The organism is Microbacterium sp. UBA1097 (genome assembly GCF_002313585.1).
In the GTDB taxonomy this organism is placed as follows: domain Bacteria; phylum Actinomycetota; class Actinomycetes; order Actinomycetales; family Microbacteriaceae; genus Microbacterium.
Genome location: NZ_DCBW01000046.1, coordinates 16,381 through 39,710 on the forward strand (window position 1 = coordinate 16,381; position 23,330 = coordinate 39,710).

A 23,330-nucleotide genomic window follows, 5' to 3' on the forward strand; every position below is an offset into this window, starting at 1 on the left:
ACTCCTCGGTCGGGCCGAGGAGTGCGGAGGGGACGAAGCGTGCGGTCGCCGAGCTCGCGGCATCCAGAGTCAGCACGACGATCTCATTGGTCCCGGCGCGCGTCACCGGCGCTGGGACGTAGAGCGTGCGCTGGGGGCCTGCGCTCCAGAAGCGGCCCAGGAGGAACCCGTTGATCAGGGCGAAGTTCGGAATCGAGCTTGTCGTCGCTCGCAACTATGCGCTCGCGCTCGTGCTGATCACGCCCCTGGTCCTCGTCCTGACAGGCGCGGCAGCCGGAGAGTTCGGCTCGGTGGCGATCGCCGGCGAGCGTGTCGTCGACACGATCGTCGGGTCAGCGCTGGCGGTTGCCGTCAGCTTCGTTCCGCTTCGGGCGTACCGCAGGCCGGCCTAGGAACCGAGAGCCGCGGAAACGACGGCGCGCGCCTGCTCCTGCACCTCGCGCAGGTGCTCTTCGCCCTTGAGTGATTCGGCGTAGAGCTTGTAGACGTCTTCCGTGCCCGACGGCCGTGCAGCAAACCACGCGCTCTCGGTCTGCACCTTGAGGCCGCCGATCGCTGCGCCGTTGCCGGGCGCGTGCGAGAGCTTCGCGGTGATCGGTTCGCCGGCAAGCTCGGTAGCTGTCACCGACTCGGGGGAGAGCTTCGAGAGCGTCGCCTTCTGCGCGGGAGTGGCCGGCGCATCAACCCGCTGGTAGGCGGATGACCCGAACTGTTCCTCGAGCTCGGCATAGCGCTGCGAGGGTGTTTTGCCGGTGACGGCGAGGATTTCAGCGGCGAGCAGGCACAGCAGGATGCCGTCCTTGTCGGTTGTCCACACCGACCCGTCCTTGCGGAGGAAGGACGCGCCGGCCGACTCTTCACCGCCGAACGCGACAGATCCATCGAGCAGACCTGGCACGAACCATTTGAATCCAACCGGCACCTCGTAGAGGTCCCTGCCCAGGGCCGCGACGACGCGGTCGATGATCATCGACGAGACCAGGGTCTTGCCGACCGCGGCATCCGATTCCCATCCGTCGCGGTGCGTGAAGAGGTAGTCGATCGCGACGGCGAGGTAGTGGTTGGGGTTCATGAGTCCGGCATCCGGGGTGACGATGCCGTGGCGGTCGGCGTCGGCGTCGTTGCCGGTGAGGATGTCGAACTCGTGGCGGCGGGCGACCAGCGATGCCATCGCGGAGGGGGAGGAGGGATCCATGCGGATCTTCTCGTCCCAGTCCAGCGTCATGAATCGCCAGGTCGGGTCGACGTCGGGGTTCACGACGGTAAGGTCCAAGCCGTATACCTCGGCGATGTAGGCCCAGTACTCGACTGACGCACCGCCGAGCGGGTCGGCGCCGATCCGGATGCCGGCGCGGGCGATCGCGTTGACGTCGATGATGTTCTCGAGGTCGCGCACGTAGGCGTCACGGAAGTCGTAGGAACCGATGCGCTCGCCGTCCATATCGGCGAAGCGCACCCGCTTCACACCCTCGAGACCTGCCGCGATGAGCTCGTTGGCCCGGTTCGCAATCCAGCCCGTCGCGTCGGTGTCGGCGGGACCACCGTGGGGCGGGTTGTACTTGAAGCCGCCGTCCCGGGGCGGGTTGTGCGATGGGGTGACGACGATGCCGTCGGCACGCGTCGGGTCGTCGCCGGCCTTGCCGCGGTTGAAGGTCAGGATCGCGTGGCTGAGCGCCGGGGTCGGTACCCAGGAGTCACGCGAGTCGACGCGCACGCCGACGCCGTTGGCCACCAGCACTTCGATGGCGCTGCGCTCGGCCGGTCGGGAGAGCCCGTGGGTGTCGCGGCCCAGGAACAGGGGACCGGCGATGCCATTAGCCGTGCGGTAGTCGACGATCGCCTGCGTTGTGGCGAGGATGTGCACCTCGTTGAAGCTCGTCGACAGCGATGAACCGCGGTGACCGCTCGTTCCGAACGCGACGCGCTGCTCCGGCACCGCCGGATCGGGGACCCGTTCGTAATACGCGGCGATCAGTTCGTCGATGTCGATGAGGTCGGATTCTTCGGCTGGCAGACCTGCGCGGCTCATGAACACAGTCTGTCACCCGAGCGAGCGCACGCAATCCCGCGTGGCCTCTCGATGCCGATGCCCCCTGCTCTGGGGGCTGAACTGCGTGGGGTCGAGCCGCAGGTCTAGGCTGGGTTGCCGTGAGCGACGAGCCCGAAGCTACCCGCCGGACCTATAGCTATCTCGGACCCGCGGGGACCTTTACCGAAGCGGCTCTGGCGCAGGTGCCGGAGGCCCGCGGGCAGATCTGGCGCCCCGTCCGCAATGTCGGCGAGGCGCTCGCCGATGTCGTCGAGGGTCGATCGGATGCCGCGATGATCGCGATCGAGAACTCGGTCGACGGTGGGGTTTCGACCGCGCAAGACGCCCTCGCGACGATGCCCGGACTGCGCATCGTCGGCGAGTACCTCGTTCCGGTCGAGTTCGTCCTCGTCGGGCGGCCCGGCACACGGCTTGAGGACGTGTCGCTGGTGGCTGCGCATCCCGTCGCCTACGCCCAGTGCCTGCGGTGGCTTACCGGCACTCTTCCCGCCCACGCCCATATCCCGGCGGCGTCGAACGTCGCGAGCGCTGTCGGGCTGATCGACGGTACCTCGGATGCCGATGCCGCGATCGCTGCCCCCGGCATCCTGGAGCACCTCGATGTCGAGCTGCTGGCCGAGGGTATCGGTGACAACGCCGAGGCTGTCACGCGGTTCGTGCTGGTCAGTCGGACCGTCGCGCCACCTGAGCCGACCGGTGCCGACAAGACATCGCTCATCGCCGAGCTGCCCGATGATCACCCCGGGGCCCTTCTGGAGATGCTCGAGCAGTTCGCAACGCGCGGGATCAACCTGAGTCTGCTTGCATCGCGGCCGATCGGCGATGCGCTGGGTCGCTACCGATTCGTCATCGACGCCGACGGGCACATCAAGGACGAACGTATGGCCGATGCGCTCTTGGGGCTGCGGCGTTTCAGTCCCAAGGTCATCTTCCTCGGTTCCTATCCCCGCGCCGACCACGCGGTCGTCCGCTACCCCGACCGGTACTCCGACGATGTGTTCGTCGAGGCTCGAGACTGGTTGCGCGGCCTGCTCTCGGGTGAACCCGACCGCTGAGGCCTGCGATGGAAACTCTGGCGGTGGTTGCGGCATGGGTCGCGGTGGTCCTGCTCCTTGTGCTCGTCGGATTTCAGGTAGCGCTCGCGGCCGGGGTGTCGTGGGGGAAAGCGGCGTACGGCGGCGCAGCCGCGACGCTCGCACCGGCGCAGCGGGTCTCAAGCGGCGTCGCTGCAGTGATCTGGGCGCTGGTGGCGTGGTTCTTCCTGTCCCTTGCCATCCCCGCTCTCCCGGGCATCGTGCCCGCGTCGTGGCACATTGTCGTGCTGTGGGTGCTCGTCGCGCTCTTCGCGATCGCCACGGTGATGAACGGGATCTCGCGGAGTCGCATCGAGCGCGCCATCTGGACGCCGGTGTCCGCCGTGCTCCTTGTGTGCGCGCTGGTGAACGTCTTGCAGGCCATCGCGCTCTCAGGCGTCGCCGGTTAGTCAGCGCGAGTTCTTGACCGCCTCGTAGGCGGCCAGGGCCGCGTCCCGGGTCGCCTTCAGGTCAACGATCGGTTCCGGAGCCTCGTCCCCCGCGTACTCAGGAGCCCACTGACGAACGTATGTCCCGTCGGGGTCGAATTTCGCCGCTTGCAGCTCCGGGTTGAAGATACGGAAGTAGGGCGCCGCGTCGGCGCCGGAGCCGGCCACCCACTGCCAGCTGAACGGGTTGGATGCGGCATCCGCATCGACGAGGGTGTCCCAGAACCACTGCTCGCCCTTGCGCCAGTCGATCATGAGGTTCTTCGTGAGGAAGGATGCCGTCACCATCCGCACGCGGTTGTGCATCGTTCCCGTGTGCCAGAGTTCTCGCATCCCGGCATCCACGAGGGCGACCCCGGTACGTCCGCGCTGCCAGGCTTCCAGTCGCGCCGGGTTCAGGCGCGGCCAGGGGAACGCATCGAACTCGGAGCGCCAGTTCTTGGTCGCAAGCTCGGGGAAGTGGAAGAGGATGTGCCACGCGAACTCGCGCCACCCGACCTCGGCGAGGAACTTCTGCGCCGCGTTCGCGTGGGGGCCCTGTGCGTGGCGGGCGTTGGTTTGATGCCAGATCTCGTGAGGGCTGATCTCGCCCCATCGCAGGTGAGGGGACAGGCGGGAAGTCACGGCGCGGTCGGGGCGGTCACGTTCTGCCGCGTAGTCGGGCAGATCTTCGGCCAGGAACGCTTCGAGGCGGGCGTGGGCTGAGGCCTCGCCGGGTTCCCAGGTCTCTCGAAAGCCCCCGGACCAGTCGGGGTCTGTGGGGAGCAGCTGCCAGTCCCGTAGGTCGTCGCTGTCGATACCGGGCCGGGCGCCGCGCGCTTGCGTGGGGGCGGGGAGTGGCTCGCGGGGTTCGGGTAGAGCCAGGCACGCCTTCCAGAACGGCGTGAAGACGCCGTACGGTGTTCCCGACCCGGTGCGGACGGTCCACGGTTCGAACAGCAGGTTCGCGCCGAAGGACTGGACCTCGATGCCTCGGTCGCGTAGCTCTGTCTTGAGGTCGGCGTCGATGTCGCGCTCGGGGAGGGCGTAACGCCGGTTCCAGTAGATCGCGTCAGCGTCGGTCTCGACCACGAGCCGGCGGATCACATCACCGGCAGCGCCGCGCCGCAGGATGAGGGTGATGCCCAGCTCGTTGAGGTCACGCGTCAGAGCGGTCAGGCTGTGGTGGAGCCACCAGCGGCTGGCGGCGCCGAGCGGACGGATGCCGGGTGAGCGTTCATCGAGGATGTAGACCGCGACGATCGGCTCTCCACGCTTCACTGCCTCGTGAAGGGCGGGATTGTCGCCGATCCGCAGGTCGTCTCGAAACCAGACGATCGTGCGAGAAGTCACCCTGGGATGCTATCCGCGTCCGAGTACCGCCGGGCCCGATCGTGCGGTATTCGGTCGCGGGGATCATGCTGCCGCGAGGAGTTCGAGGGTGCGGAGGCGGGCGGGTGCAGCATCCATCGGATCGCTGTCGCGTGCCGCGGCGACCGGCGAGATCATGACCTCGTCGACCTGCCAGCGCTCAGCGAACTCCCACAGTCGTTCGGTCACGGCATCGGGCGTGCCGATGAACCAGCGCTCCGCCGCCCAGGAGGCGAGGGGTGTCGCGAGGCCGTCGGATGCCTCGGCGCTGTGCGCCTGCTCGACGGTCTCGAGCGCCGTCAGGGGCCGGCCGCCGCGCAGTCGCGCCATCATGCGCAGCTGCGGAAGGGCGAGAGCGTGGGCTTCGGCATCCGTGTCGCCGACGACGACGTTCGCCGTGAGGAAGGTCCTTGGGGTGTCGCCGTCGGTGGCCGGGCGGAACTGCGAGCGGTACAGGCCGAGCGCGCGCTCGAGTCCGTCTCCCGAGAAGTGGTTGGCGAAGACGTAGGGCAGTCCCATGGATGCTGCGAGCTGCGCCGAATAGTCGCTCGAACCGAGCAGCCACACGGCCGGTGGCGTCATCGCCGCGGGCGTGGCCCGCACCGCGTATTCCTGGCCGGAGGTGAAGCGCAGGCTTGCGCCCTCGGGGGAGGAGAGGGCGAGGATGTCGCGGATGTTGTCGGGGAAGCGGTCGACGTCGCTGGTGGTCCCTGACTGGCGCAGGAGTTGGGTGATGACGGGGTCGCTGCCCGGCGCTCGACCGATGCCGAGGTCGATGCGTCCCGGGGCGATCGCTTCGAGCGCGGCGAACTGTTCGGCGACGACGAGCGGCGAATGGTTGGGGAGCATGACACCCCCCGAGCCGAGGCGGATGCGGGACGTACGCGCCGCAGCGGCTGCCACAAGCACTGGCGGTGTGGTTGAGGCAACCGCCGGCATGTTGTGGTGCTCCGCGAACCAGTAGCGCCGGTACCCGAGTCGGTCGGCCGCGTCGGCGGTGGTGAGCGAAGCGGTGATCGCCTGCGCGCTGGTCTGGCCGGTGCGGACCGGGACGAGGTCGAGGACGGAGAGGGCAAGCGGTGCGTCGGACATCAGTTCACACAACGCCGAGCTGCTCGATCCCATTCCGGCGCTGTTGATCGCGGCTACGGAGTGTCGCCCGCGTGCTCGGCTCTGTTGACGGTGTCGGCGAGCAGCGTGATCGCTGCGTCGACCGCGGCGGGTAGCACCTGCTCGGGTTCGTCGCCGAGCTCGAGGCGAAGGTGTCCGACTCCGCTCGAGGTGGCCCAGCCGAGATAGACCGTCCCGGGCGGGTGGCCGTCGCTGGGGTCGGGACCGCCGACGCCGGTCGTAGAGACGGCGAGATCGGCATCCATCAGGTCTCGCACCCCGGCGGCAAGTTGCTCGGCGCATTCGGGTGAGCAGGGGTCGAGGTTCGGTTCGACGCCGAGCACGTTCTGCTTGATGTCGTAGAGGTAGGCGACGACCCCGCCGGCGAACCATTTGCCGGCGTTCTCGCCCTTGCCCACTTCACTTGCCAGCAGGCCCGACGTGAGCGACTCGGCGACGGCGATGCGGATGCCTCGGTGCTGAGCGATCTCAGCGAGTCGACGGATCTCGTTCTGTCCGCGGTCGTCTTCGGGCCGTCGGATGTCGTTCATGGTCACCTCCGCGAGCAGGATAACCGCGCATGCGCGCCGCGGGTCGATCACTTGTGGGGGCTTGCGCGCGTGTCAGAAAGGTGCTGGGTCGCTCTGACTACTCGTGGGTTCTTCTGGTGTGAAGTGCACGGAGACTGGCGGTGGATGGTCTATGTAGATCCGGCCGGTCGGGGAGGTGAACTGGAGGATTCCGCCGTCGAGTTGCTGCACCTGCCAGGCCGTGAACTGCTTCATCGAATGATGTCGCTGGCAGAAGTGGCACAGATTCGAATGATCGGTCTTGCCGCCCTTGGCGTAGTCGTCGTTGTGGTCTACCTCGCAGCGGATGGCAGGGGTGCGGCATCCGAGTGTCCGACAGTGTTGATCCCGGGCCCGAAGCCAGCGGTCCAGCGAAGCGGGCCTGGCATACCCGTCTGCTGCCAACACGGTGCCGGTGACCGGGTGAGTGACCAGTCGTTCCCACCAGGTCGCGCCGGCTGCGAGCTCACGTGCCGTTCCGGGAGCGATGGGTGAGTGTCCGATCAGGTCCGCGGGTCCAGCGGTTTCGATGGTGTCGGTACCGGCCAGGGCGAGCGCGGGAATGACGACCTGCACCTTCGCGCGGATTGCGCCGAGAGGGCCAGGTCCGTCTCCGGCGGCGGGGTCGACGACGGGTGAACCAGCGAGCAGCAGCTGCGCGAACAGGTCAGCTCGGATCTGATCCATCGTGCGGGTATCGCCGGTGAAGACGTTTCCCTGAACGTCTGTCCCTTTTTCGGGGGCGCCCGGGCTCGGGCGGGAATCGATGACTGCGTGCGCCATCTGGGTCAGTCGGTCGTCGATGCCGACAGCGATCACCGTCGGCACCGGCGCGCAGACCTCGCTCATCCCGTCGGATAGCGGCCGGATCCGCACCGCGCGCCCTTCGCGTGCTTCCTGATGGCGCTCCTGCGGGGTGCGAGGGTGCATGCGCTCGGCGAGGATCATGACCGAGGCGCGAACCCGGTTTGCCGAGTCGGTCAGGCATCGCTCGGTGGCGAGCCGGTCGAACTCGGCGCGGACTTCGGGAGGCAAAGGGGCGCCGGCCTCCACGACGAGGGTGACGTGCTGACGGGTGATCGCGCCGGTCTCGCGCGCCTCCAGCAACGCGGGGTAGTCCTCGACAAGCTGGACAGCGTCATTGATCTGGCGCTGCATCGACCTGTCACTCACCCGCGAAGCAGCGCCGAGCTCGAGCGCTATCGACCGCAGCGCCATGTCGTGCGCACGAACCTTGGCCGTCTGGCCCGCGGCTTGCTTCCGCGCTAGCTGGCCCGCGCGAGCGAGGACCCGCACGCGCGCTACTTCTTCGCGCGCGGCCCGAACCTCGGCGTCTTCGAAATCGGCGAGGATCTGGCACAGGGCGCCGAGGTCGGCATCCGTGTACCCGATCACCGGTCCGATCGACCGGTCACCCTTCCCGACATTCGAAGACATGTTCTAATCATGACAGGGGCCTCCGACATTGAACCGGTTGCCCAGCTGCCCCCGGAACATCCACGCGAAACTTCAGGCTGGGGAGGAGGGCAGCGGGCACTCACTTCGAGTGAGCACGTCCGGGTGTGATCGCGACGCTCTGCGCCCTACGCGCCGGTGATGTCGTGGCCGGAGGGGATCGCGATGACGAGGCCCTTCTGCTCGACGCGGCATTCGATCCGCACAGCCTCGCCGAATTCGTCTCCGTCGAGCTGCACGGGTTGCGCTGCCTCGGGCATGATCTCCACGGTCGTGCCGCGGGAATAGACGATCGCGTTGTCCGCGGTCCGCAGCTTCAGGAATGCCTTACTGCGGTGTAGCCGCCGGCGCAGGAACCCGTTGATCCACGCAACCCGACGCCACACGAAGAACCAGCCGAAGAACCCCTTGGGTTGGATGACCGCGACATCCAGCTGCCCATCGGCGACCGACGCCTCGGGAATGAGCGTCAAGCCGGCCGGCAGCGACCCACAGTTGGCGAAAAGCACGCTCTGCACGCGGGAGGTCCGCATCCGCTGGCCTGACACCTCGTACAGGATGCGGAACGGCTTGGCGGTCCAGAGAGAGCGGGCTGCTCCGTCGACGTAAGCGATCCAGCCGAGGCGCTTCTTGAGGTCGCTGTTCGTGTTGGCGATCATCGCGGCATCCATGCCCATGCCGCCCATAACGACGAAAGCGTGCTCGTGACGCGAGCCGTCGGCACGCCGCAGCTCGGCAATGCCCACGTCGATGGTCTCGTGATCGCCCGAGAACGTCGCGGTCACCATCGCGTCGGGCGGTGACAGCGGCAGTTGGAGGTTGCGGGCAAGGAGGTTCCCGGTTCCCGAGGGAACGATCGTGAGGGGCACGCCCGTCCCTGTGAGCGCTTCGGCTACCGCGCGGACGGTACCGTCACCACCGGCGACGAGCACGGCATCCGCACCGGCGTCGAGCGCCTCTTGCGTCGCAAGCTGACCCAGGTCATCGACTGTCGTCTCGAAAAACAGCGGGGGTCCCCAGCCCGCGGCCGATGATTCGCGCTCGACCGAGGCGCGGATGGCATCCTGATCGACCTTGATCGGGTTGTAGACGAGGGCTGCGCGCTTGGCATCCCCCGGCTGAGCCTCGTGGCCGGTGACATCGACCGGCGAATCAGTGCCGGGGTCATTGGTCGACGCGGCTTCCTCGTCGGATGCGGAAGCGTGCGTCATGCACACACGATAACCCTCCCAGGCCGAGGAGCCGGTTCCGGGCGCTGTGACAGACTTATCGGGTGATCGATCCCGTGCTTCTTCGTGAGAACCCCGAGCTGGTCAAGCGCTCGCAGGAAGCTCGCGGGCACTCGTCCGAGACGGTGGATGCCGCCCTCGACGCAGACCGCGAGCGCCGCGCCGCAATCACGGCCTTCGAGGAGCTCCGTGCCGCGCAGAACGCCCACGGCAAGCGGGTCGCGCAGGCACCGAAGGATGAGAAGGCTGCACTCGTCGCCGAGGCCAAGGAGCTCAGCGCGCAGGTCAAGCAGGCCCAGCAGCGCGTGACGCTCGCCGAAGAAGCAGCAGAAGCCGCACTCTCACGCATCGAGAACATCGTCATCGACGGGGTTCCGGCTGGCGGCGAGGCCGACTTCGTGACGCTCCGCACACACGGCGAGCCCCGCACCTTCGATTTCGCACCGCGCGACCACCTCGAGATCGGTGAGATCCTCGGCGCCATCGACATGGAGCGCGGCACGAAGGTGTCGGGCAGCCGCTTCTACTTCCTCACCGGCATCGGTGCGCGCCTTGAGCTCGCGATCATGCACCTCGCGCTCGACCGCGCCCTCCAGGCCCGGTTCACCCCCGTCATCCCGCCGACCCTCGTTCGGCCCGAGGTCATGCGCGGCACCGGATTCCTCGGCGAGCACGCCGACGAGATATACCACCTCGAGGAGGACGACCTCTTCCTCGTCGGCACAAGCGAGGTGCCGCTCGCCGGCTACCACATGGACGAGATCATCGATTTCGCCAAGGGGCCCAAGCGCTACGCCGGCTGGTCGACGTGCTACCGGCGCGAGGCGGGTTCGTATGGCAAGGACACTCGCGGCATCATCCGAGTGCACCAGTTCAACAAGCTCGAGATGTTCGTCTACACGAGCCTCGAGGATGCCGAGACCGAGCACCTGCGCCTCGTCGAGATGCAGGAGCGGATGCTGCAAGACCTCGGCCTCGCATACCGCGTCATCGACGTCGCCGCCGGCGACCTCGGGTCGAGCGCAGCTCGCAAGTACGACGTCGAGGCGTGGGTCCCGACCCAGGATGCCTATCGCGAGCTCACCAGCACGAGTAACTGCACGACGTTCCAGGCGCGTCGGCTCGACATCCGTCACCGCCCCGACGGAGGGAAGACGCAGCACGTGGCAACGCTCAACGGGACGCTCGCGACCACGCGCTGGATCGTCGCGCTGCTCGAGACGCACCAGCGTGAGGATGGATCCGTGACGGTGCCCGAGGTACTGCGCCCGTACCTGGGTGGGATGGAGATCCTGGAGCCGGTCGCGTGACGGATGCCGCCGTGCCGCACGCCGGTGAGGTCGAGGCGGTTCCCGAGGAGGATGCCGCCGAGATCGTCGAGGAACTCGCTGAAGAGACCGAACACCACCCCGGGAGCACGCCGCGGCTGCTCATCGCGCTAGATATCGATGGCACCGTGCTGCTCGAGGATGAGACCCTGAGTCCCGGCGTCGTCGAGGCTGTCGAGCATGCTCGCCGCGCGGGGCACGAGGTCATGCTCGCGACCGGTCGCTCGTGGGCGAGCACGCGTGGAGTCGTGCGCGTCCTCGAGATCGAACCCGACTACGTCGTGTGCTCGAACGGCACCGTCATCCTCAAGAAGATCGAGGGGGATGAGGTCCGCTACGAGCAGGTGCACACCGAGACTTTCGACGCGACAGAGGTCGTCACGCTGCTGCGTGAGCACCTGCCCGACGCGAAGTACATGGTCGAGCTCGAGGACGGCAGCCGCCTCTATACCGAGGAGCTCGATGACTGGAACCTGCTCGGCGCTCGCCGCGTCGCGTTCGATGAGCTCACCCGTGAGCCGGTGTGCCGCGTCGTTGTCGTCTCGCCCGATCACGCTGAGGGGGACTTCGTCGACCTCGTTGCGCAGGTCGGCCTGAACGAGGTCTCGTACGCGATCGGGTGGACCGCCTGGCTCGACATCGCCCCGCCCGGCATCGACAAGTCGACGGCACTGGAGATGGTGCGCGAGTGGCTCGGCTTCGACCCGCATGAGGTGCTCGTCATCGGTGACGGCCGCAACGACCTGGGCATGTTCGCCTGGGCCCTGGAGAACGGCGGTCGCGCGATCGCGATGGCGCAGGGTCCGCAGGAAGTGCTCGACGCGGCCGGAGAGATCACGTCATCCGTTCACGAGGGCGGAGTCGCGGCGATTCTTCGCGCGCTCTGAACCTTCGCGGCGAGGACGTCGTCGGGGTGGTCGGATAGAGTGGACGCCGTTCGGTGGATGCCGCGTGCGGCGTCATCGGGAGGGTTGTCCGAGCGGCCGATGGACCTGGTCTTGAAAACCAGTGGGCAGCAATGTCCCGTGGGTTCGAATCCCACACCCTCCGCCATCGGAAGAGGCGTCGCCCGGAGGGCGGCGCCTCTTCCGATTCTCGGGCGCGGCGGATTCGAGCCCTTGGGTGGGCCCACGCCGCCGGCCGAGAAGTGGGCGCGTTCTGCCGCATCCTGCACCAATAGCGACCATGTGCGCCAATCTTCAGCATGGTTGCCGACGATATGCGCCCACCTTCGCCAGGGCGTGAGCGCGTGAGGCGCGGCGGGGTCAGCCGATCTTCGTGAGGGAGATGTTCGTCGAGCCTTCGGGGCTGGCGAACAGGCTCGCGCAGTTCGCATCCACTGTGACCTGGGTGTCGTTCGCGCCCGGAGTGTGACGCAACTGCAGCGGACCGAGGGGTCCGTCGGGGAGCTGGACCTCGTACGACACCGTGCGCGACTTGCCCATCGGTAGGAGCAGGGTGCGACTCAGCCCCTCGTTTCCGTGGTCGACTCCCGAGCGATCGTGGAACGTGCCATCCTGCCGGTCGCCCCGCTTCGGGTCGGTCCAGAGGATCTCGCCGCCGGGCGGGGCGAAGAAAAGCACGTCGAGCATCATGGTGCGTCGGTCGAGACCGCGACCGATGTTGCGCAGGCCCAGCGTGTAGTTGCTTGAGATGTCCGGCGGAACGCTGCTGTGCAGGTTCATGGTGACTGTGATCGTGCGCTCGTCGACGTTGCACGTTGCGTGCTGGTCGTATGACAGGTGGTAGTTGAGCTTGCCGATCGAGTAGTCGTTGAAGTAGATGCCGAGCTGCGTGGCATCCGTGTTGTCTTCGCGGAGTGTCGCATCGAGGCCGTACTCCGTCGCGAACGCTTCGAGGCCGGGGTCGTCGAACCACATCTGAATGCGACCCTCGCTGGCGCTACGAACGAGCTGATCCCACATCGCGCCGAACTCCCAGTTGCCGCTGGTGAGGGCGCTGAACATCTTCGAGGTCACCTCGTTGAAGAACGCGTCCATCGCGGCGTTGTTGTCGCCGTATCGCTCGTACGGCTCGCTCATCAGGAGCGCACCCGTGTTCTCAGGGGTGACTTGCTCTCCCGAATCGAGGGTGAGGGGACCGGTCGCCTCCAGAAGGTGGGCAAGCACGATCGGGTCGATGGAGATCGCACCATCGAACGTCGGCAGGTCCTCCCACTCGCGGGTCGCCTGGAAGAGGTCAACGGCGCGCGGGAAATCCGGGGTCATCGTGAAGTTAGACGACCAGTTGTCGAGCTCCGGAGGGTAGAGCGATCGAACCGTCCGAGGGAAGGTGATGAGGGAGCCGTTCTCAGTGTCGAAACCCAGCGACGGAAGCCGCGAGTACATCAGATCGACGCCGTTGTCTTGGCCGACGAGTTCGGCCTGCCCGTTGTCCACTTTGAAAATCAGCCAGTGTGCGACCCCGCCGCCGGTCGCACGGATCTCGGCGGGGGTTTGGATCATGACTTGGTACAGCATCGGCCCATTGGCGCCGGCCGCCTGCAGCAGCGCAGGAAGGTTCTCTTGCGCGACCTTGAGGATCGGCACTGCCTGGTCGAGAAGCCCGACCATCTCGTCCATCGGCTCGTAGACGGCGGGTAGGACATCCGTGCGATCCATGCTCGCAGCGATCGCTGCGGCATCCTCGAACGACGAAATGATGGTCGGCAGCACCGTCTCGGCCTCGAGGAACGGTTGCAGGTTGATGCCGAGGCTTCCCTCGGCGCGCTGCTCATCGACGTTCGCGGCAGCGACCATGTTCACGACGGGTGGGATCGACTGGCTCGCGATCGTGTTGACCGCTTCGGCAACCGTGCGCACCGCAAGGACGTTGTTCCCGATGCGGGGGAGCGTGGATGCCAGATCCCAGAGTGGACCGTTCGCGGTCTCGGACGCGCGCTGGGTGCGAGCGACGATCTCATCGCCAGCATGCTGGAGGGTGTCGGTGTTGCCCGACACGGCGGCCTCTGCCAGTCCACCCAGCTGCGACTTGACGGTTTCGAGGTCATCGCGCACCTCGAGCACCTGGAGTGCGAAGACGCCGCCGACGATGACGGAGCCGACCAGGACCAGGCCGAGGGGGCTCAGGGCGATCCAGAACGTCCGCCATCCGCGGCGCCGGCGCGACGCCCCGGATTCGGGCGCGGCGTGACGGGCAAGCGGCCTCGCCGGAGTTCTCCGCGTCCGTGCGTCTCGCCGGGTCATCGGGGCCGAGGGGGCGACGGATGACGCACTCGACCGGGTTCGCGGTAGGACGCCCTGCGGGTCTGACGAACGGCGCGCACGCAGGGCAGGCGCGTTGCTTGAGGAGGGCTCGCCTTCCGGGACGGAATCGGCCTGCCGGTCGCCGTCAACGGTGGTCACGGCGCTGATGTTACCGGTGCAGCCTTGCGTAAAAGCCGAGCGCAGCCCGTGAAAGCCGGAAAGGATGCTGTGCATCGCATATGTGTCTCAGAATCGCCGCTGAGCATGCCCACAGTGCATGCTCAGCGGGCATGGCATAACCTACCTTTCTTAAGGCATCCGTTCTTCGGCTTCGCTAACACCCGACGTCCTCCAGGACAACAACCCGTGACCGGACGGCGTCGCGCAGAGCCGAGGCGCAGCCTTGCGCGGCCCACCCCGCCGACTGGGTGCGTTGCGATCGTCGTCGGAAGGGAACTTTGTGAGCAAGACAGCACCGCAGCGCGGCCGCCACACGGTGGCCCGTCATGGGGCGCTGAAGTCGCCGCATCCGTTCTCGGTCTTCATGAAGGCACTCGGCATTGTCGTTGCCGTCGTCCTCGTTTCGGGTACAGGGGTTGCCGCCTACACGGTCTACGACCTGGCCGCCAGCTACGCCACCGAGAACACGGTCGAGCTCGAAGAGCAGGTCGTCGTTCCGCCCGACATTGGCGCGATCGAGGGCGGCGTGAACCTCTTCGTTGCAGGCACTGACGCCTGTGAGCCGGAGTTCGCGGCGATCTTCGGCGACCGCTGCTCGGGTTCCGATTCCGAGGGCGAGCTCAACGACGTCAACATGCTCGTGCACATATCGGATGCTCCGCGCCGGGTCACCGTGATCTCTTTCCCTCGCGATCTCATGATCCCGATTCCCTCGTGCGATCGGGGCGACGGATCGACGTCCTCGGCAATGAGCAAGCAGCCCCTGAACTCGGCGTTCTACGCGGGCGGTGGCGCGGACGGCGGCGGCCTCTCGTGCGTCGTCAAGACCATTTCGCAATTGAGTGGTCAGAGCATCCCGTTCGCTGCGAAGGTCACCTGGGGTGGCGTGATCAACATCACCGACGCGATCGGTGGGGTCGACGTTTGCGTCCAAGGTGGCATCAGCGACCCGCTCGCCGGCCTCTACCTGCCCGACGGAATCTCGACAGTCTCGGGAACCCAGGCACTCGCTTTCCTCCGGACCCGCAAAGGCGTCGGTGACGGATCGGATCTCGGCCGGATCAGCAACCAGCAGCAGTACATGTCGAGCCTTGCCAAGAAGCTCGTCAGCGAGAACGTGCTCTCGGACCCGGCGACGCTTTACCGCCTCGCGACCGTGGCGATCGACAACATTACGAAGAGCTCGAGCCTCACCAACCCCCTGACGCTCGTGCAGATCGCGCTTGCGATCAAGGATGTTCCGTTCTCGGACATTGTCTTCGTTCAGTACCCCGTGAACGGCGACCCGGACGACCCGAACAAGGTCGTGCCGAACTACGCCGCGGCAGACCAGCTGTGGGCAGCACTCGAGGCCAACGCGCCGCTCGAGCTCACCGGCAAGGCTGGAGCGAACGGGAGCGTTGTCGATGTCACGCCGACCGAGGAGCCCGCGCCTGAGCCCACCGCGGATCCGAACGCCACGGCCGCGCCCACGGAAGCGCCGGCTCAAGACGCCGCGGTTCTTCCGAACTCGATCAGCGGCTCGACGGCTGCGCAGACCACCTGCTCGGTCGGAAACCTCGGCTGACGGCATCCATTCGTCGCGGCGGACCGCAGCGGTTAGTATTGACGAGGTCATCCGCCCGATTCGGGCACGGATGCCTGGAGACGTCGCATAGTCAGGCCTAGTGCACCACCCTGCTAAGGTGGAGTCCCCTCACGGGGACCGAGGGTTCAAATCCCTCCGTCTCCGCTCAGGTGGGCTCGTTTCGATCAGGTGAGCCGGTTTCGGCCCGATTCGGTTCGTGGCAAGTCGTGGCAGAACTGAATGCCTGGTCAGTGCCCGATCGGCGGACCGCCGCGGAGGCCGGTCACATTGCCATGCAGATCGCCATGGACGCGGGCATAACGCTGTGGGTGGCGCGTTCTGCCACGAACTTGCCACGTCGGAGACCGAGGGGCTGCGCGCCTCGGTCCGAGACCGGTACGTCGAATCCCTCGGTCTAGGGGCCGCGAGACGCTCGCGCCCGCGGCCCGTCGGTTCCTCCACAGCGCGGGTTTCGAACGCGTTCTCCCCACGGCGTCGGATGCGGCGATCGAGGCTACGCCTGCGTCGGGATGCTGGCCGCATGGGAATCCGCTACTACGCATATGCCTTCGACGCCGACCTCGCTCAGCAGGCGGTCGATGACCCGCACAGCATCCTCTCCAGTGACCCGCTTGCTGACGCATGGGGCCTGGAACCGCACGCGAGCGTGAGTGTCGCGACGTTCGAGCAGGTCTCGCCGAAGCGCGACATGCTCTACCTCGACAAGGCCTGGTCCGCCCTGCAGTCCCTCACGTGTCCGACGACCGATGTTCCCGACGCAGGCTCCTGCTACCGGATGTTCGAGGGGAGCGTAACGATGCACGGGCTCGGGTGGGACCCGTGGGTGAGGACGATCCTCCCGGCGGAGGTGCCGGCGATTCGGGACGACCTCTGTGCGATCGACGAGGACCAGGTGCGAACGTGGGCGCGCACCTGGCGCAGTCGGCACGGAGCCGACGATGACGACGAGCTCCGCTACCTCCTCGAGTACCTCACGCGGGCACAGGAGTTCGTCGAGGCGCTCGCGACAGACGGTCGCGGGATGGTCTACCTCATCGGGTGACTCAGTCCGAGCTATCCGCTGCCGCCGCGTCAACGGATGTCGGTGCGTTCCTTCAGAATGGACGCGTGCCCGCCGTCGCCCAGGTTCTCGAGCTCGCCCAGCTTGCGGAGCGCGATGCGGCGTGGAAGCTGCTTCGAGCCGACAGTGCACCCGTGGTCGCCGGTCTTCTCGGCACCCATCTGGGTGGAGACGAGCGCCGAGTCGACGCTGAGGAGCTGTACGAGCGGATCGATGCCGACCTCGAGCGGCTCCGTGCGCAGGGGCTGATCTTGCCGCTGACTGCGAAGGGGTACTGCGGGGAGTGGCGATCGGCCGGCTTCCTGGTGCGTCGGCCGTCATCGGAAGCGCGGGGTGAGACGCTCGAGCTTTCCCCGGATGCGATCGCCGGGATCCGCTTCTTGCAGGGGCGTGCCGCCCCGCGTTCGAGTGTGACCGAGTCTCGGCTTGCGAGCCTTGCGGCGCAAGTCCGTCGCCTCGCGATCGACACCGATCCTGATGCGTCAGCGCGCATCGCACTGCTCGAGGAAGAGATCGAGTCGATCGAGCGGCGGATCGAGAGCCTGCGTTCGGGTGACGAGACCGCGATCGACGAGGACCGGGCGCTCGAGCGCGTTCGCGATGTGTTGGCGCAGGCGGCGGACGTACCGGACGATTTCGCTCGGGTGCGTGCTGAGTTCGAGACGCTGAATGCGTCGCTGAGGGCGAAGATCGTCGAGTCCGATGTTTCTCAGGCGTCAGTCGTCGACGAAGTCTTTCGCGGAATCGACCACATCTCCGACTCGGATGCAGGCCGCAGTTTCGCTGCCTTCTCCCAGCTCGTGCTCGACCCTGCACTCGGTGCCGCGTTCGAGGCCGACATCCGCCGCATCCTCGACCGCGGATTCGCTCGTGATCTCACCTCGGATGAGCGCCGGGCACTGCGCGCCTTCCTCACAACGCTCAAGGGACGAAGCGCGGAGATTCACGACGTCATCACATTGTTCGCCCGGGCGCTCCGCCGCTACGTGCAGTCGCAGGACTACCAGCGCGACCGGGTATTGAGGACTCTTCTGCGGGAGGCTCAGCACGCGGGGGTGGAAGCCGCTGCGCATACGCGCCCGTGGTATCCGACGTCTCTCACGCTGGATCTCTCTGCTGTCGCGCTGTCGAGCGTTGGAGCGATCGATCTTCACGATCCTGCCGAATTCGCTGCCACCGAAGAGGTCGTCACGCAGCCGGCATCCCTCGCGAGTCTTGAGGAGTTGCGGGCGATCGCACGCGAGACCGAGATCGACTTCGACGAACTCACCCGGAACGTCAACGACCTGCTCGCCGAGGTGTCATCGTGCACCGTCGCAGATGTCCTTGCTCGATACCCCGCGACCCAAGGTGTGGGCAGCGTGATCGGACTTCTCTCGATCGCCGCCGAGCAGGGCACCGTTGACGATGAGCCCGAGGTGCTCGCTTGGCAGGGCGCCGACGGAGTTCCGCGGGCGGCGATCGTCGCCGCGCACCGATTCACAGGAGCGGTGACATGACCGAACCGACCACAGCGGATGTCGCCCCCGACGAGCACACTGGCCTCTGGCGTGGCGACGCGGGCGAGCTTCCGGATCGTACGCGGCGGGTCTTGCTGCGTCTGGTGCGTGGCCCGTATCTTTCCGGAGCGCGCGAGGCGCAGCTGTGGGCGGTGCTGCTCACCGACGAGGCTGTCCTCCGCTCCCGGCTTGCCGATTTGTTCCTCGAATTGGTCATCGATCGGGACAACGAGTTCGCCTTCGTCCGCAACGCTCCGTCCGAAGATGCCCCGAAGGCGGTGCGGTCTGAGGCGTTGACGTTCCTCGACACCGCAATGCTGCTTGTCTTGCGCCAGACGCTGCTGAGTGAGGAGGGCCGCGGGCGCGTGATCGTGGGGCAGGCGGAGGTGTTCGAGCAGCTCGCCGTGTTCCGCACCCCGGACCGTGATGAGAAGGACTTCGCGAGCCGCGTCAACTCGTCGTGGAACAAGATGCAGAACAAGCTCCGCGTGCTGCACGCCGTTGGCGATGACCGTGCCGAGATCTCGCCGGTGCTACGACTGCTCGTCGATGCCGACCAGATCCGCGCGATCACATCTGAGTACCACCGGATCGCCCGAGAGGGCGGAGGAGAATCCGCTGCCCCGTCGACGGATGCCGAGGATGACACAGAATGACGATGCTGAGCTTCCCCACCGACGAGCCGGAGGTCGATCCGACCAGGCCCGGCCAGTGGCGACTCGCCCAGATCGAACTCGTCAACTGGGGTACGTTTGCGGGCCACGTCTCCGTGGATGTCGCGCGCGCCGGCCACCTGTTCACCGGCGCATCCGGATCGGGCAAGTCGTCGCTACTCGACGCGATCGCCGCCGTCCTCACCCCCGACAGGTGGCTGCGCCTCAACGCGGCGGCTCAGGATGGCGCTTCCCGGCAGAGCGATCGGACGCTGATGAGCTATGTGCGTGGCGCCTGGAGCAAGGAAGCTGACGAGACTGCCGATCGGGCCACCACGACCTACCTGCGCTCGAAGGCAACCTGGAGCGGCATCCTGCTGCGCTACGAGAATCTCCGCGATGAACCGGTCGTCCTGCTGCGGGTGTTCCACGCACCGGGCACGCGCACCGAACCGACCGCGTTGAAGGACGCACGGATCTTCGCCCGCGGTCACCTGGGGCTTCTCGAGGTGAAGCCCCACGTCGAGGGCGGAATCGACGCTCGCCGCATGTCGAAGGCCTTCCCCGACGCGCTGATCACCACCGGCGGGAGACACGGACGCTTTCATGAGCGCGTCGTCCGCCAGTTCGGCTTCCGCGGAGACGCGACACTTCAGCTTCTCCACAAGACACAATCAGCGAAGAACCTCGGCACCCTCGACGCCTTGTTCCGCGGGTTCATGCTCGACCAGCCGGGAACCTTCGCGCGAACCGCGACCGCAGTCGAGCAATTCACGGAGCTCGATGCTGCCCACAAGCACGTCGTCGACCTGCGGAAGCAGGCTGATGCGCTCCGAAAGGTCGATGAGGCGATCACCGCGTTCGATCTGGCCGGCGCCGAGGTGGCGGCGATCTCTGATCTACACGATGCAGTCGAACCCTTCACGGCGGGACTCAAGCTTCGGCTCGCGAAGGAGGCCGCGGGCCCCGCGCGCGCCAGGCTGGCACGCGCCGAGAGCGAGTTGAGCGACGCCGCGCGCGAGCAGCGGTTGGCATCCGAGGCGCTGGACAGCGCGAAGGCGCGTGTTCGGGACGAGGGCGGCGCGCGGGTCGAGCTTCTGCAGGAGCGGATCGAAAGTGCGCAGCGCGCCGAGGATATCGCCGGGCAGTATCGAGCCCAGCTGACCGCTGAGTTGGCGCGCATCGGTGCGCCGATGCCCGAGGATCCCGAGCAGTTCGCCGAGCTCCTTGCGGCGGCCGTCACCGAGGCTGCGCGCGATATCCCCGCGGTGTCGTATGAGGTGCGTGACGCCGCGAGCCAGGCGCGCAAGGCAGTGGACGAAGTCACGAAGCAGATTCAGGCGTTGAGAGATCACCGGAGCAACCTCGATGAGAGGCTTCTGAGCGCCCGGCGATTCCTCGCGGACGCTGTCGGCGTGCCGGCATCGACATTCCCCTTTGCGGGCGAGCTGATCTCGGTGGCCGAGCAGCACTCCGGCTGGCGCGGCGCGGCAGAGCGAGTGATGGCGCCGTTTGCGCCGACGCTCCTCGTGCGCGACGAACACCTTGTCGCCGCGCGGCGGGCAGCCGACTCGCGGACACTCGGCGTCCGGCTCGTCATCGAAGCGGTCCCGCACTCCGTCGACGAGCCGCGTCGCCCCAAGGATTCCCGCTCGCTCGTTCATCGCCTCGTGGTGAGCGACGGGCCCTTCGCGTCCTACGTCCGCAAGCGAATCGCCAACGAGTTCGACTACGCCTGCGTTTCACACCCCGACGAGCTCGACGGCGTCGACCGGGGCGTCACGATCGGGGGCCTCGTCAAGCGCAACTCACGCAGGTACGAGAAGGACGACCGTCACGATGTCGGCGATGCCACCCGGTGGATGCTCGGCGGCGACACTCAAGCGCGACTTGAAGCGCTGCTAAGCCGTCGCCGCGAAGCGGAACTCGCGAAGGACAAGACTGCTGCCCGCGAGTCGGATGCGGACTCGCTCCATCAGGACGCTGTCAGTCGGCGCGACGTCTTCAACCGCGTATCGATGTTCACGTGGAACCAAGTGGATCTCGCATCCGCGACGGCGGTCACCGCCGCCCGGCGCGACGAACTCCGGGTGCTCACCAGCGAGTCCGGGACTCTCCGTGAAGCACAGGAAGCCGCGGAGCGTGCAACCCAGCGGTTGAACGAAACGAACGAGGGTTACGAACGGGCGGTCGGAGATCACGCTGTCGCCGGCAAGAACGTAGAAAGCATCGCGGCGCATATCGCCGGACTCGAGGCAACACCGCATGCACCGGTCGACGAGCGGATCACCGACGCCCTCGAAGGCCGGTTCCGAGCCGAGCGACGCTCGGTGATCCTGGAAACGGTGGACGAAGTCGCGCGAAAGGTGCAGTCGGCACTCTCGAAGGAGAAGGACGCCGCGGCCGGCCGCGCGGCGGATGCTGAGGCCAGCTTCGCCGGGCGCGCCGCCGAGTTCCGGCTCGAGTGGTCCGCTGCATCCGCTGAGCTGACTGCTGACATCCGCGACCGCTACGGCTACCGGGAACTGCGGGAGGGCATCCTCGCGCGCGGCCTGCCCGAGAAGGAGACCGAGTTCCGCAAGCTGCTGCGGGAACGATCGCAGGACGTCGTCGCACACTTGCTCAGCGATCTCCGCGACGCCCCGGGTCTCATCCGCGAGCGAATCCTCCCCGTCAACGCATCCCTGGGGCGGTCCCCGTTCGAGGGAGCGGACCGCTTTCTCGAGATCGATGTGAAGACGACGCGGACCCCGGAGGTTGACGAGTTCCTCACCGACCTCCGCCGCATCGTCGAAGGCAACTGGGCCGACGAGTCGGCCGCCGGTGCCGAGCAACGATTCGCCGTGCTGCAGCGCGTAATCGGTCGGCTTGGATCCAAGGACCGCGTCGACATGGACTGGCGCAACCGAGTGCTCGACACGAGGCTGCATGTGAGCTTCCTCGCGCGGGAGAAGGACGTCACCGGCCGCGTTGTGCGGGTGTATGACTCGGCCGAGGGGCTGTCGGGCGGCCAGAGGCAGAAGCTTGTCATCTTCTGCCTCGCCGCAGCGCTGCGGTACCAGCTGACTGAAGAAGAGGACGACGTTCCGCGGTTCGGGTCGATCGTGCTCGATGAGGCGTTCGACAAGGCTGACAGCCGATACACGCGCAACGCGATGGAGGTGTTCCGCGAATTCGGATTCCACATGATCCTCGCGACACCGCAGAAGCTGCTGCAGACGCTCGAGCCGTACGTGGGCGCGATCACGTCGGTGTCGAACCCCGACCGCGACGCGTCACGGCTGGCGAACGTGGTGTTCTCGGTCGATGAGACTGAGGTCGCCGTCCCGCCGCACGCGGAGTCGCGCGCGTGAGCACGCTTGTCACACCGTCTGACCTGCGCGCGCGGGCGAAGAAACTCTTCGAGCGCGATGCACGCACTTGGGCCGCCGAGCAGCAGACCGATGTCGTGCTCGACGTTCCGCTACGCCCGCCAACGGAGCGGGAGGCGCTGGACGATCTCGATCGGGTTCGACAGTGGGTCGACGCATGGCGCGGTGTGAGCGAGGATTCGGGTATTGAGCTCGAGTGGGTCGTCCGTCATTGGTCACGCATTGGGTCGCAGGAAGTCCCCATTCGCGCGGTGCTGCGCGGTTCGGATTCGATCGCTCGAGCGGCGGGCGAGGCGGATGGTTGGCGACGTCTGGTGGCGCGACTCGACGAGTTGAGGGGCCTGGCCGGGTCCGACGCCGGCGGCGTGCTTCGCGCCCATGCCCGCGCGATCGGCGATCTCGATGGCGCCGACTTCGACAGGCTCGTCCATGTGCTGGCCTGGTTGCGCGAGAACCCGGAATCGGGCCGCCTGGTGCGGGAACTGCCGATCCGCGGCATCCACACCAAGTGGATCGAATCTCGCCGCGGACTCGTGGAGGCGTTGCATCGGGCGGGAACCGGTGCGCCCGGACTGGGCCTTCGCGAGCCGTCACCGCTCATACGGATCCGTGCTCTCGATCCGTCGCTCTCATTCCAGGGGCTCTCCGATGTGTCGGCGCCCGTCGACGACCTTGCGGCAAGCACGATCCGACCCGAGCGTGTGTTCGTGTTCGAGAACCTCGCCACCCTGCTCGCGATGCCGGATGTGCCCCGAGCTATAGCAGTGCACGGTGGCGGTCACCGCGTCGATCTCGTCGCCCGCCTCCCGTGGGCGCAGACGGTCACCTACTGGGGTGATCTCGATTCGCACGGATTCGCCATTCTCAACCGACTTCGAGCCAGGGGAGTGGACGCAACGTCGGCATTGATGGATATGGATACTCTGTTCGACCACCGTGATCTGTGGGGGATCGATCCGGATCCGAATGTCGGCGTGTTCGAGCTGCTCACGCCTGATGAGCGCGCGGCTCTCCAGTCGCTGAGCGCGGAGGGCAACATACGCCTCGAGCAGGAGCGCATTCCGTGGAGCTACGCGCTCGCACGGCTCGGGGTGTCCTGACGAGGCATCTGATCGTTGCTCCAGCGCGCTCCTATTGACTTGTCGGTGACGCGTGGTACC

At 66.9% G+C, this 23,330-nt stretch carries 18 protein-coding genes, 2 tRNA genes and 1 pseudogene; 13 read left to right on the plus strand and 8 right to left on the minus strand.

What is annotated here, in order from left to right:
* Positions 1-130: 130 nt before the first annotated feature.
* Positions 131-193 (minus strand): annotated as a pseudogene (locus B4F19_RS15810) (hypothetical protein); the annotation flags it as partial.
* Here B4F19_RS15810 and B4F19_RS10910 point away from each other — a divergent pair.
* The gene (locus B4F19_RS10910) at positions 171-392 is read left to right on the plus strand and encodes an FUSC family protein (protein WP_267189684.1); all 222 of its coding nucleotides are present in this window, start codon (positions 171-173) and stop codon (positions 390-392) included. The pseudogene B4F19_RS15810 and the gene B4F19_RS10910 overlap by 23 nt on opposite strands.
* Here the strand turns inward: B4F19_RS10910 and pgm are convergent.
* The gene (pgm, locus tag B4F19_RS10915; RefSeq protein ID WP_292734859.1) at positions 389-2,029 is read right to left on the minus strand and encodes a phosphoglucomutase (alpha-D-glucose-1,6-bisphosphate-dependent); all 1,641 of its coding nucleotides are present in this window, start codon (positions 2,027-2,029) and stop codon (positions 389-391) included. The genes B4F19_RS10910 and pgm overlap by 4 nt on opposite strands.
* A gap of 119 nt (positions 2,030-2,148) precedes the next feature.
* Between pgm and pheA the strand changes: the two genes are divergently transcribed.
* Entirely contained in the window at positions 2,149-3,105 is a 957-nt protein-coding gene (pheA, locus tag B4F19_RS10920; RefSeq protein ID WP_228178406.1) for a prephenate dehydratase, read from the plus strand.
* An 8-nt stretch (positions 3,106-3,113) separates the two neighbouring features.
* Complete coding sequence (locus B4F19_RS10925; RefSeq protein WP_292734862.1) at positions 3,114-3,533, plus strand: hypothetical protein; 420 nt, start codon at positions 3,114-3,116, stop codon at positions 3,531-3,533.
* Here the strand turns inward: B4F19_RS10925 and B4F19_RS10930 are convergent, their stop codons facing one another.
* The 5 genes from B4F19_RS10930 to B4F19_RS10950 form a co-directional block, all read right to left on the minus strand.
* On the minus strand, positions 3,534-4,904 hold the full coding sequence (locus B4F19_RS10930; protein WP_292734865.1) for a cryptochrome/photolyase family protein: 1,371 nt from the start codon (positions 4,902-4,904) through the stop codon (positions 3,534-3,536). It lies immediately after the preceding gene.
* Positions 4,905-4,967: 63 nt separating this feature from the next.
* Positions 4,968-6,014: an LLM class flavin-dependent oxidoreductase gene (locus B4F19_RS10935; protein WP_292734869.1), complete on the minus strand. Its 1,047-nt coding sequence runs from the start codon at positions 6,012-6,014 to the stop codon at positions 4,968-4,970.
* A 53-nt stretch (positions 6,015-6,067) separates the two neighbouring features.
* Positions 6,068-6,583 (minus strand): CinA family protein, encoded by a 516-nt coding sequence (locus tag B4F19_RS10940; protein WP_292734872.1) that lies wholly within the window; start codon positions 6,581-6,583, stop codon positions 6,068-6,070.
* Positions 6,584-6,655: 72 nt separating this feature from the next.
* The gene (locus B4F19_RS10945) at positions 6,656-8,038 is read right to left on the minus strand and encodes an HNH endonuclease (RefSeq protein ID WP_292734875.1); all 1,383 of its coding nucleotides are present in this window, start codon (positions 8,036-8,038) and stop codon (positions 6,656-6,658) included.
* Between the two features lie 146 nt (positions 8,039-8,184).
* Positions 8,185-9,267: a diacylglycerol/lipid kinase family protein gene (locus B4F19_RS10950; protein ID WP_292734878.1), complete on the minus strand. Its 1,083-nt coding sequence runs from the start codon at positions 9,265-9,267 to the stop codon at positions 8,185-8,187.
* Between the two features lie 62 nt (positions 9,268-9,329).
* On the opposite strand from B4F19_RS10950, the gene serS reads away from it, so the two are divergent.
* From serS to B4F19_RS10965, 3 genes are all read left to right on the plus strand, one after another.
* Positions 9,330-10,595, plus strand: coding sequence for a serine--tRNA ligase (gene serS, locus B4F19_RS10955; RefSeq protein ID WP_292734881.1), 1,266 nt, complete (start codon positions 9,330-9,332; stop codon positions 10,593-10,595).
* Entirely contained in the window at positions 10,592-11,500 is a 909-nt protein-coding gene (locus B4F19_RS10960; protein WP_292734883.1) for an HAD family hydrolase, read from the plus strand. The genes serS and B4F19_RS10960 overlap by 4 nt, the downstream gene beginning before the upstream one ends.
* A 78-nt stretch (positions 11,501-11,578) precedes the next feature.
* Positions 11,579-11,666: transfer RNA gene (locus tag B4F19_RS10965), tRNA-Ser, on the plus strand.
* A 212-nt stretch (positions 11,667-11,878) separates the two neighbouring features.
* Here B4F19_RS10965 and B4F19_RS10970 read toward each other — a convergent pair.
* Positions 11,879-13,978 carry a DUF4012 domain-containing protein gene (locus B4F19_RS10970; RefSeq protein ID WP_228178414.1) on the minus strand — a complete coding sequence of 700 codons (2,100 nt, stop codon included), beginning with the start codon at positions 13,976-13,978 and terminating at the stop codon, positions 11,879-11,881.
* 301 nt (positions 13,979-14,279) lie between these two features.
* Between B4F19_RS10970 and B4F19_RS10975 the strand changes: the two genes are divergently transcribed.
* The 7 genes from B4F19_RS10975 (at position 14,280) to B4F19_RS11005 (ending at position 23,270) form a co-directional block, all read left to right on the plus strand.
* A complete protein-coding gene (locus B4F19_RS10975; RefSeq protein WP_228178415.1) occupies positions 14,280-15,566 on the plus strand; it encodes an LCP family protein in 1,287 nt (428 codons plus the stop codon).
* A gap of 76 nt (positions 15,567-15,642) precedes the next feature.
* Positions 15,643-15,731, plus strand: a tRNA-Ser gene (locus B4F19_RS10980).
* A gap of 376 nt (positions 15,732-16,107) precedes the next feature.
* Positions 16,108-16,629, plus strand: a complete 522-nt coding sequence (locus B4F19_RS10985) for a DUF1877 family protein (RefSeq protein WP_292725986.1) — start codon at positions 16,108-16,110, stop codon at positions 16,627-16,629.
* 65 nt (positions 16,630-16,694) lie between these two features.
* Positions 16,695-18,146: a DUF3375 domain-containing protein gene (locus B4F19_RS10990; RefSeq protein WP_228178417.1), complete on the plus strand. Its 1,452-nt coding sequence runs from the start codon at positions 16,695-16,697 to the stop codon at positions 18,144-18,146.
* Entirely contained in the window at positions 18,143-18,802 is a 660-nt protein-coding gene (locus tag B4F19_RS10995) for a DUF4194 domain-containing protein (RefSeq protein ID WP_228178418.1), read from the plus strand. Before B4F19_RS10990 ends, B4F19_RS10995 begins: the two co-directional genes overlap by 4 nt.
* Positions 18,799-22,152, plus strand: coding sequence for an ATP-binding protein (locus B4F19_RS11000; RefSeq protein WP_292734886.1), 3,354 nt, complete (start codon positions 18,799-18,801; stop codon positions 22,150-22,152). The genes B4F19_RS10995 and B4F19_RS11000 overlap by 4 nt, the downstream gene beginning before the upstream one ends.
* Positions 22,149-23,270, plus strand: a complete 1,122-nt coding sequence (locus B4F19_RS11005; protein ID WP_292734889.1) for a DUF3322 domain-containing protein — start codon at positions 22,149-22,151, stop codon at positions 23,268-23,270. The genes B4F19_RS11000 and B4F19_RS11005 overlap by 4 nt, the downstream gene beginning before the upstream one ends.
* Positions 23,271-23,330: the final 60 nt, after the last annotated feature.

Coding starts and splice junctions, on each gene's coding strand:
- pgm (WP_292734859.1), bottom strand. CDS start 2,029: ATGAGCCGCGCAGGTCTGCCAGCCGAAGAATCCGACCTCATCGACATC.
- B4F19_RS10925 (WP_292734862.1), top strand. CDS start 3,114: ATGGAAACTCTGGCGGTGGTTGCGGCATGGGTCGCGGTGGTCCTGCTC.
- B4F19_RS10935 (WP_292734869.1), bottom strand. CDS start 6,014: ATGTCCGACGCACCGCTTGCCCTCTCCGTCCTCGACCTCGTCCCGGTC.
- B4F19_RS10940 (WP_292734872.1), bottom strand. CDS start 6,583: ATGAACGACATCCGACGGCCCGAAGACGACCGCGGACAGAACGAGATC.
- B4F19_RS10945 (WP_292734875.1), bottom strand. CDS start 8,038: ATGTCTTCGAATGTCGGGAAGGGTGACCGGTCGATCGGACCGGTGATC.
- B4F19_RS10950 (WP_292734878.1), bottom strand. CDS start 9,267: ATGACGCACGCTTCCGCATCCGACGAGGAAGCCGCGTCGACCAATGAC.
- B4F19_RS10985 (WP_292725986.1), top strand. CDS start 16,108: ATGGGAATCCGCTACTACGCATATGCCTTCGACGCCGACCTCGCTCAG.
- B4F19_RS10995 (WP_228178418.1), top strand. CDS start 18,143: ATGACCGAACCGACCACAGCGGATGTCGCCCCCGACGAGCACACTGGC.
- B4F19_RS11000 (WP_292734886.1), top strand. CDS start 18,799: ATGACGATGCTGAGCTTCCCCACCGACGAGCCGGAGGTCGATCCGACC.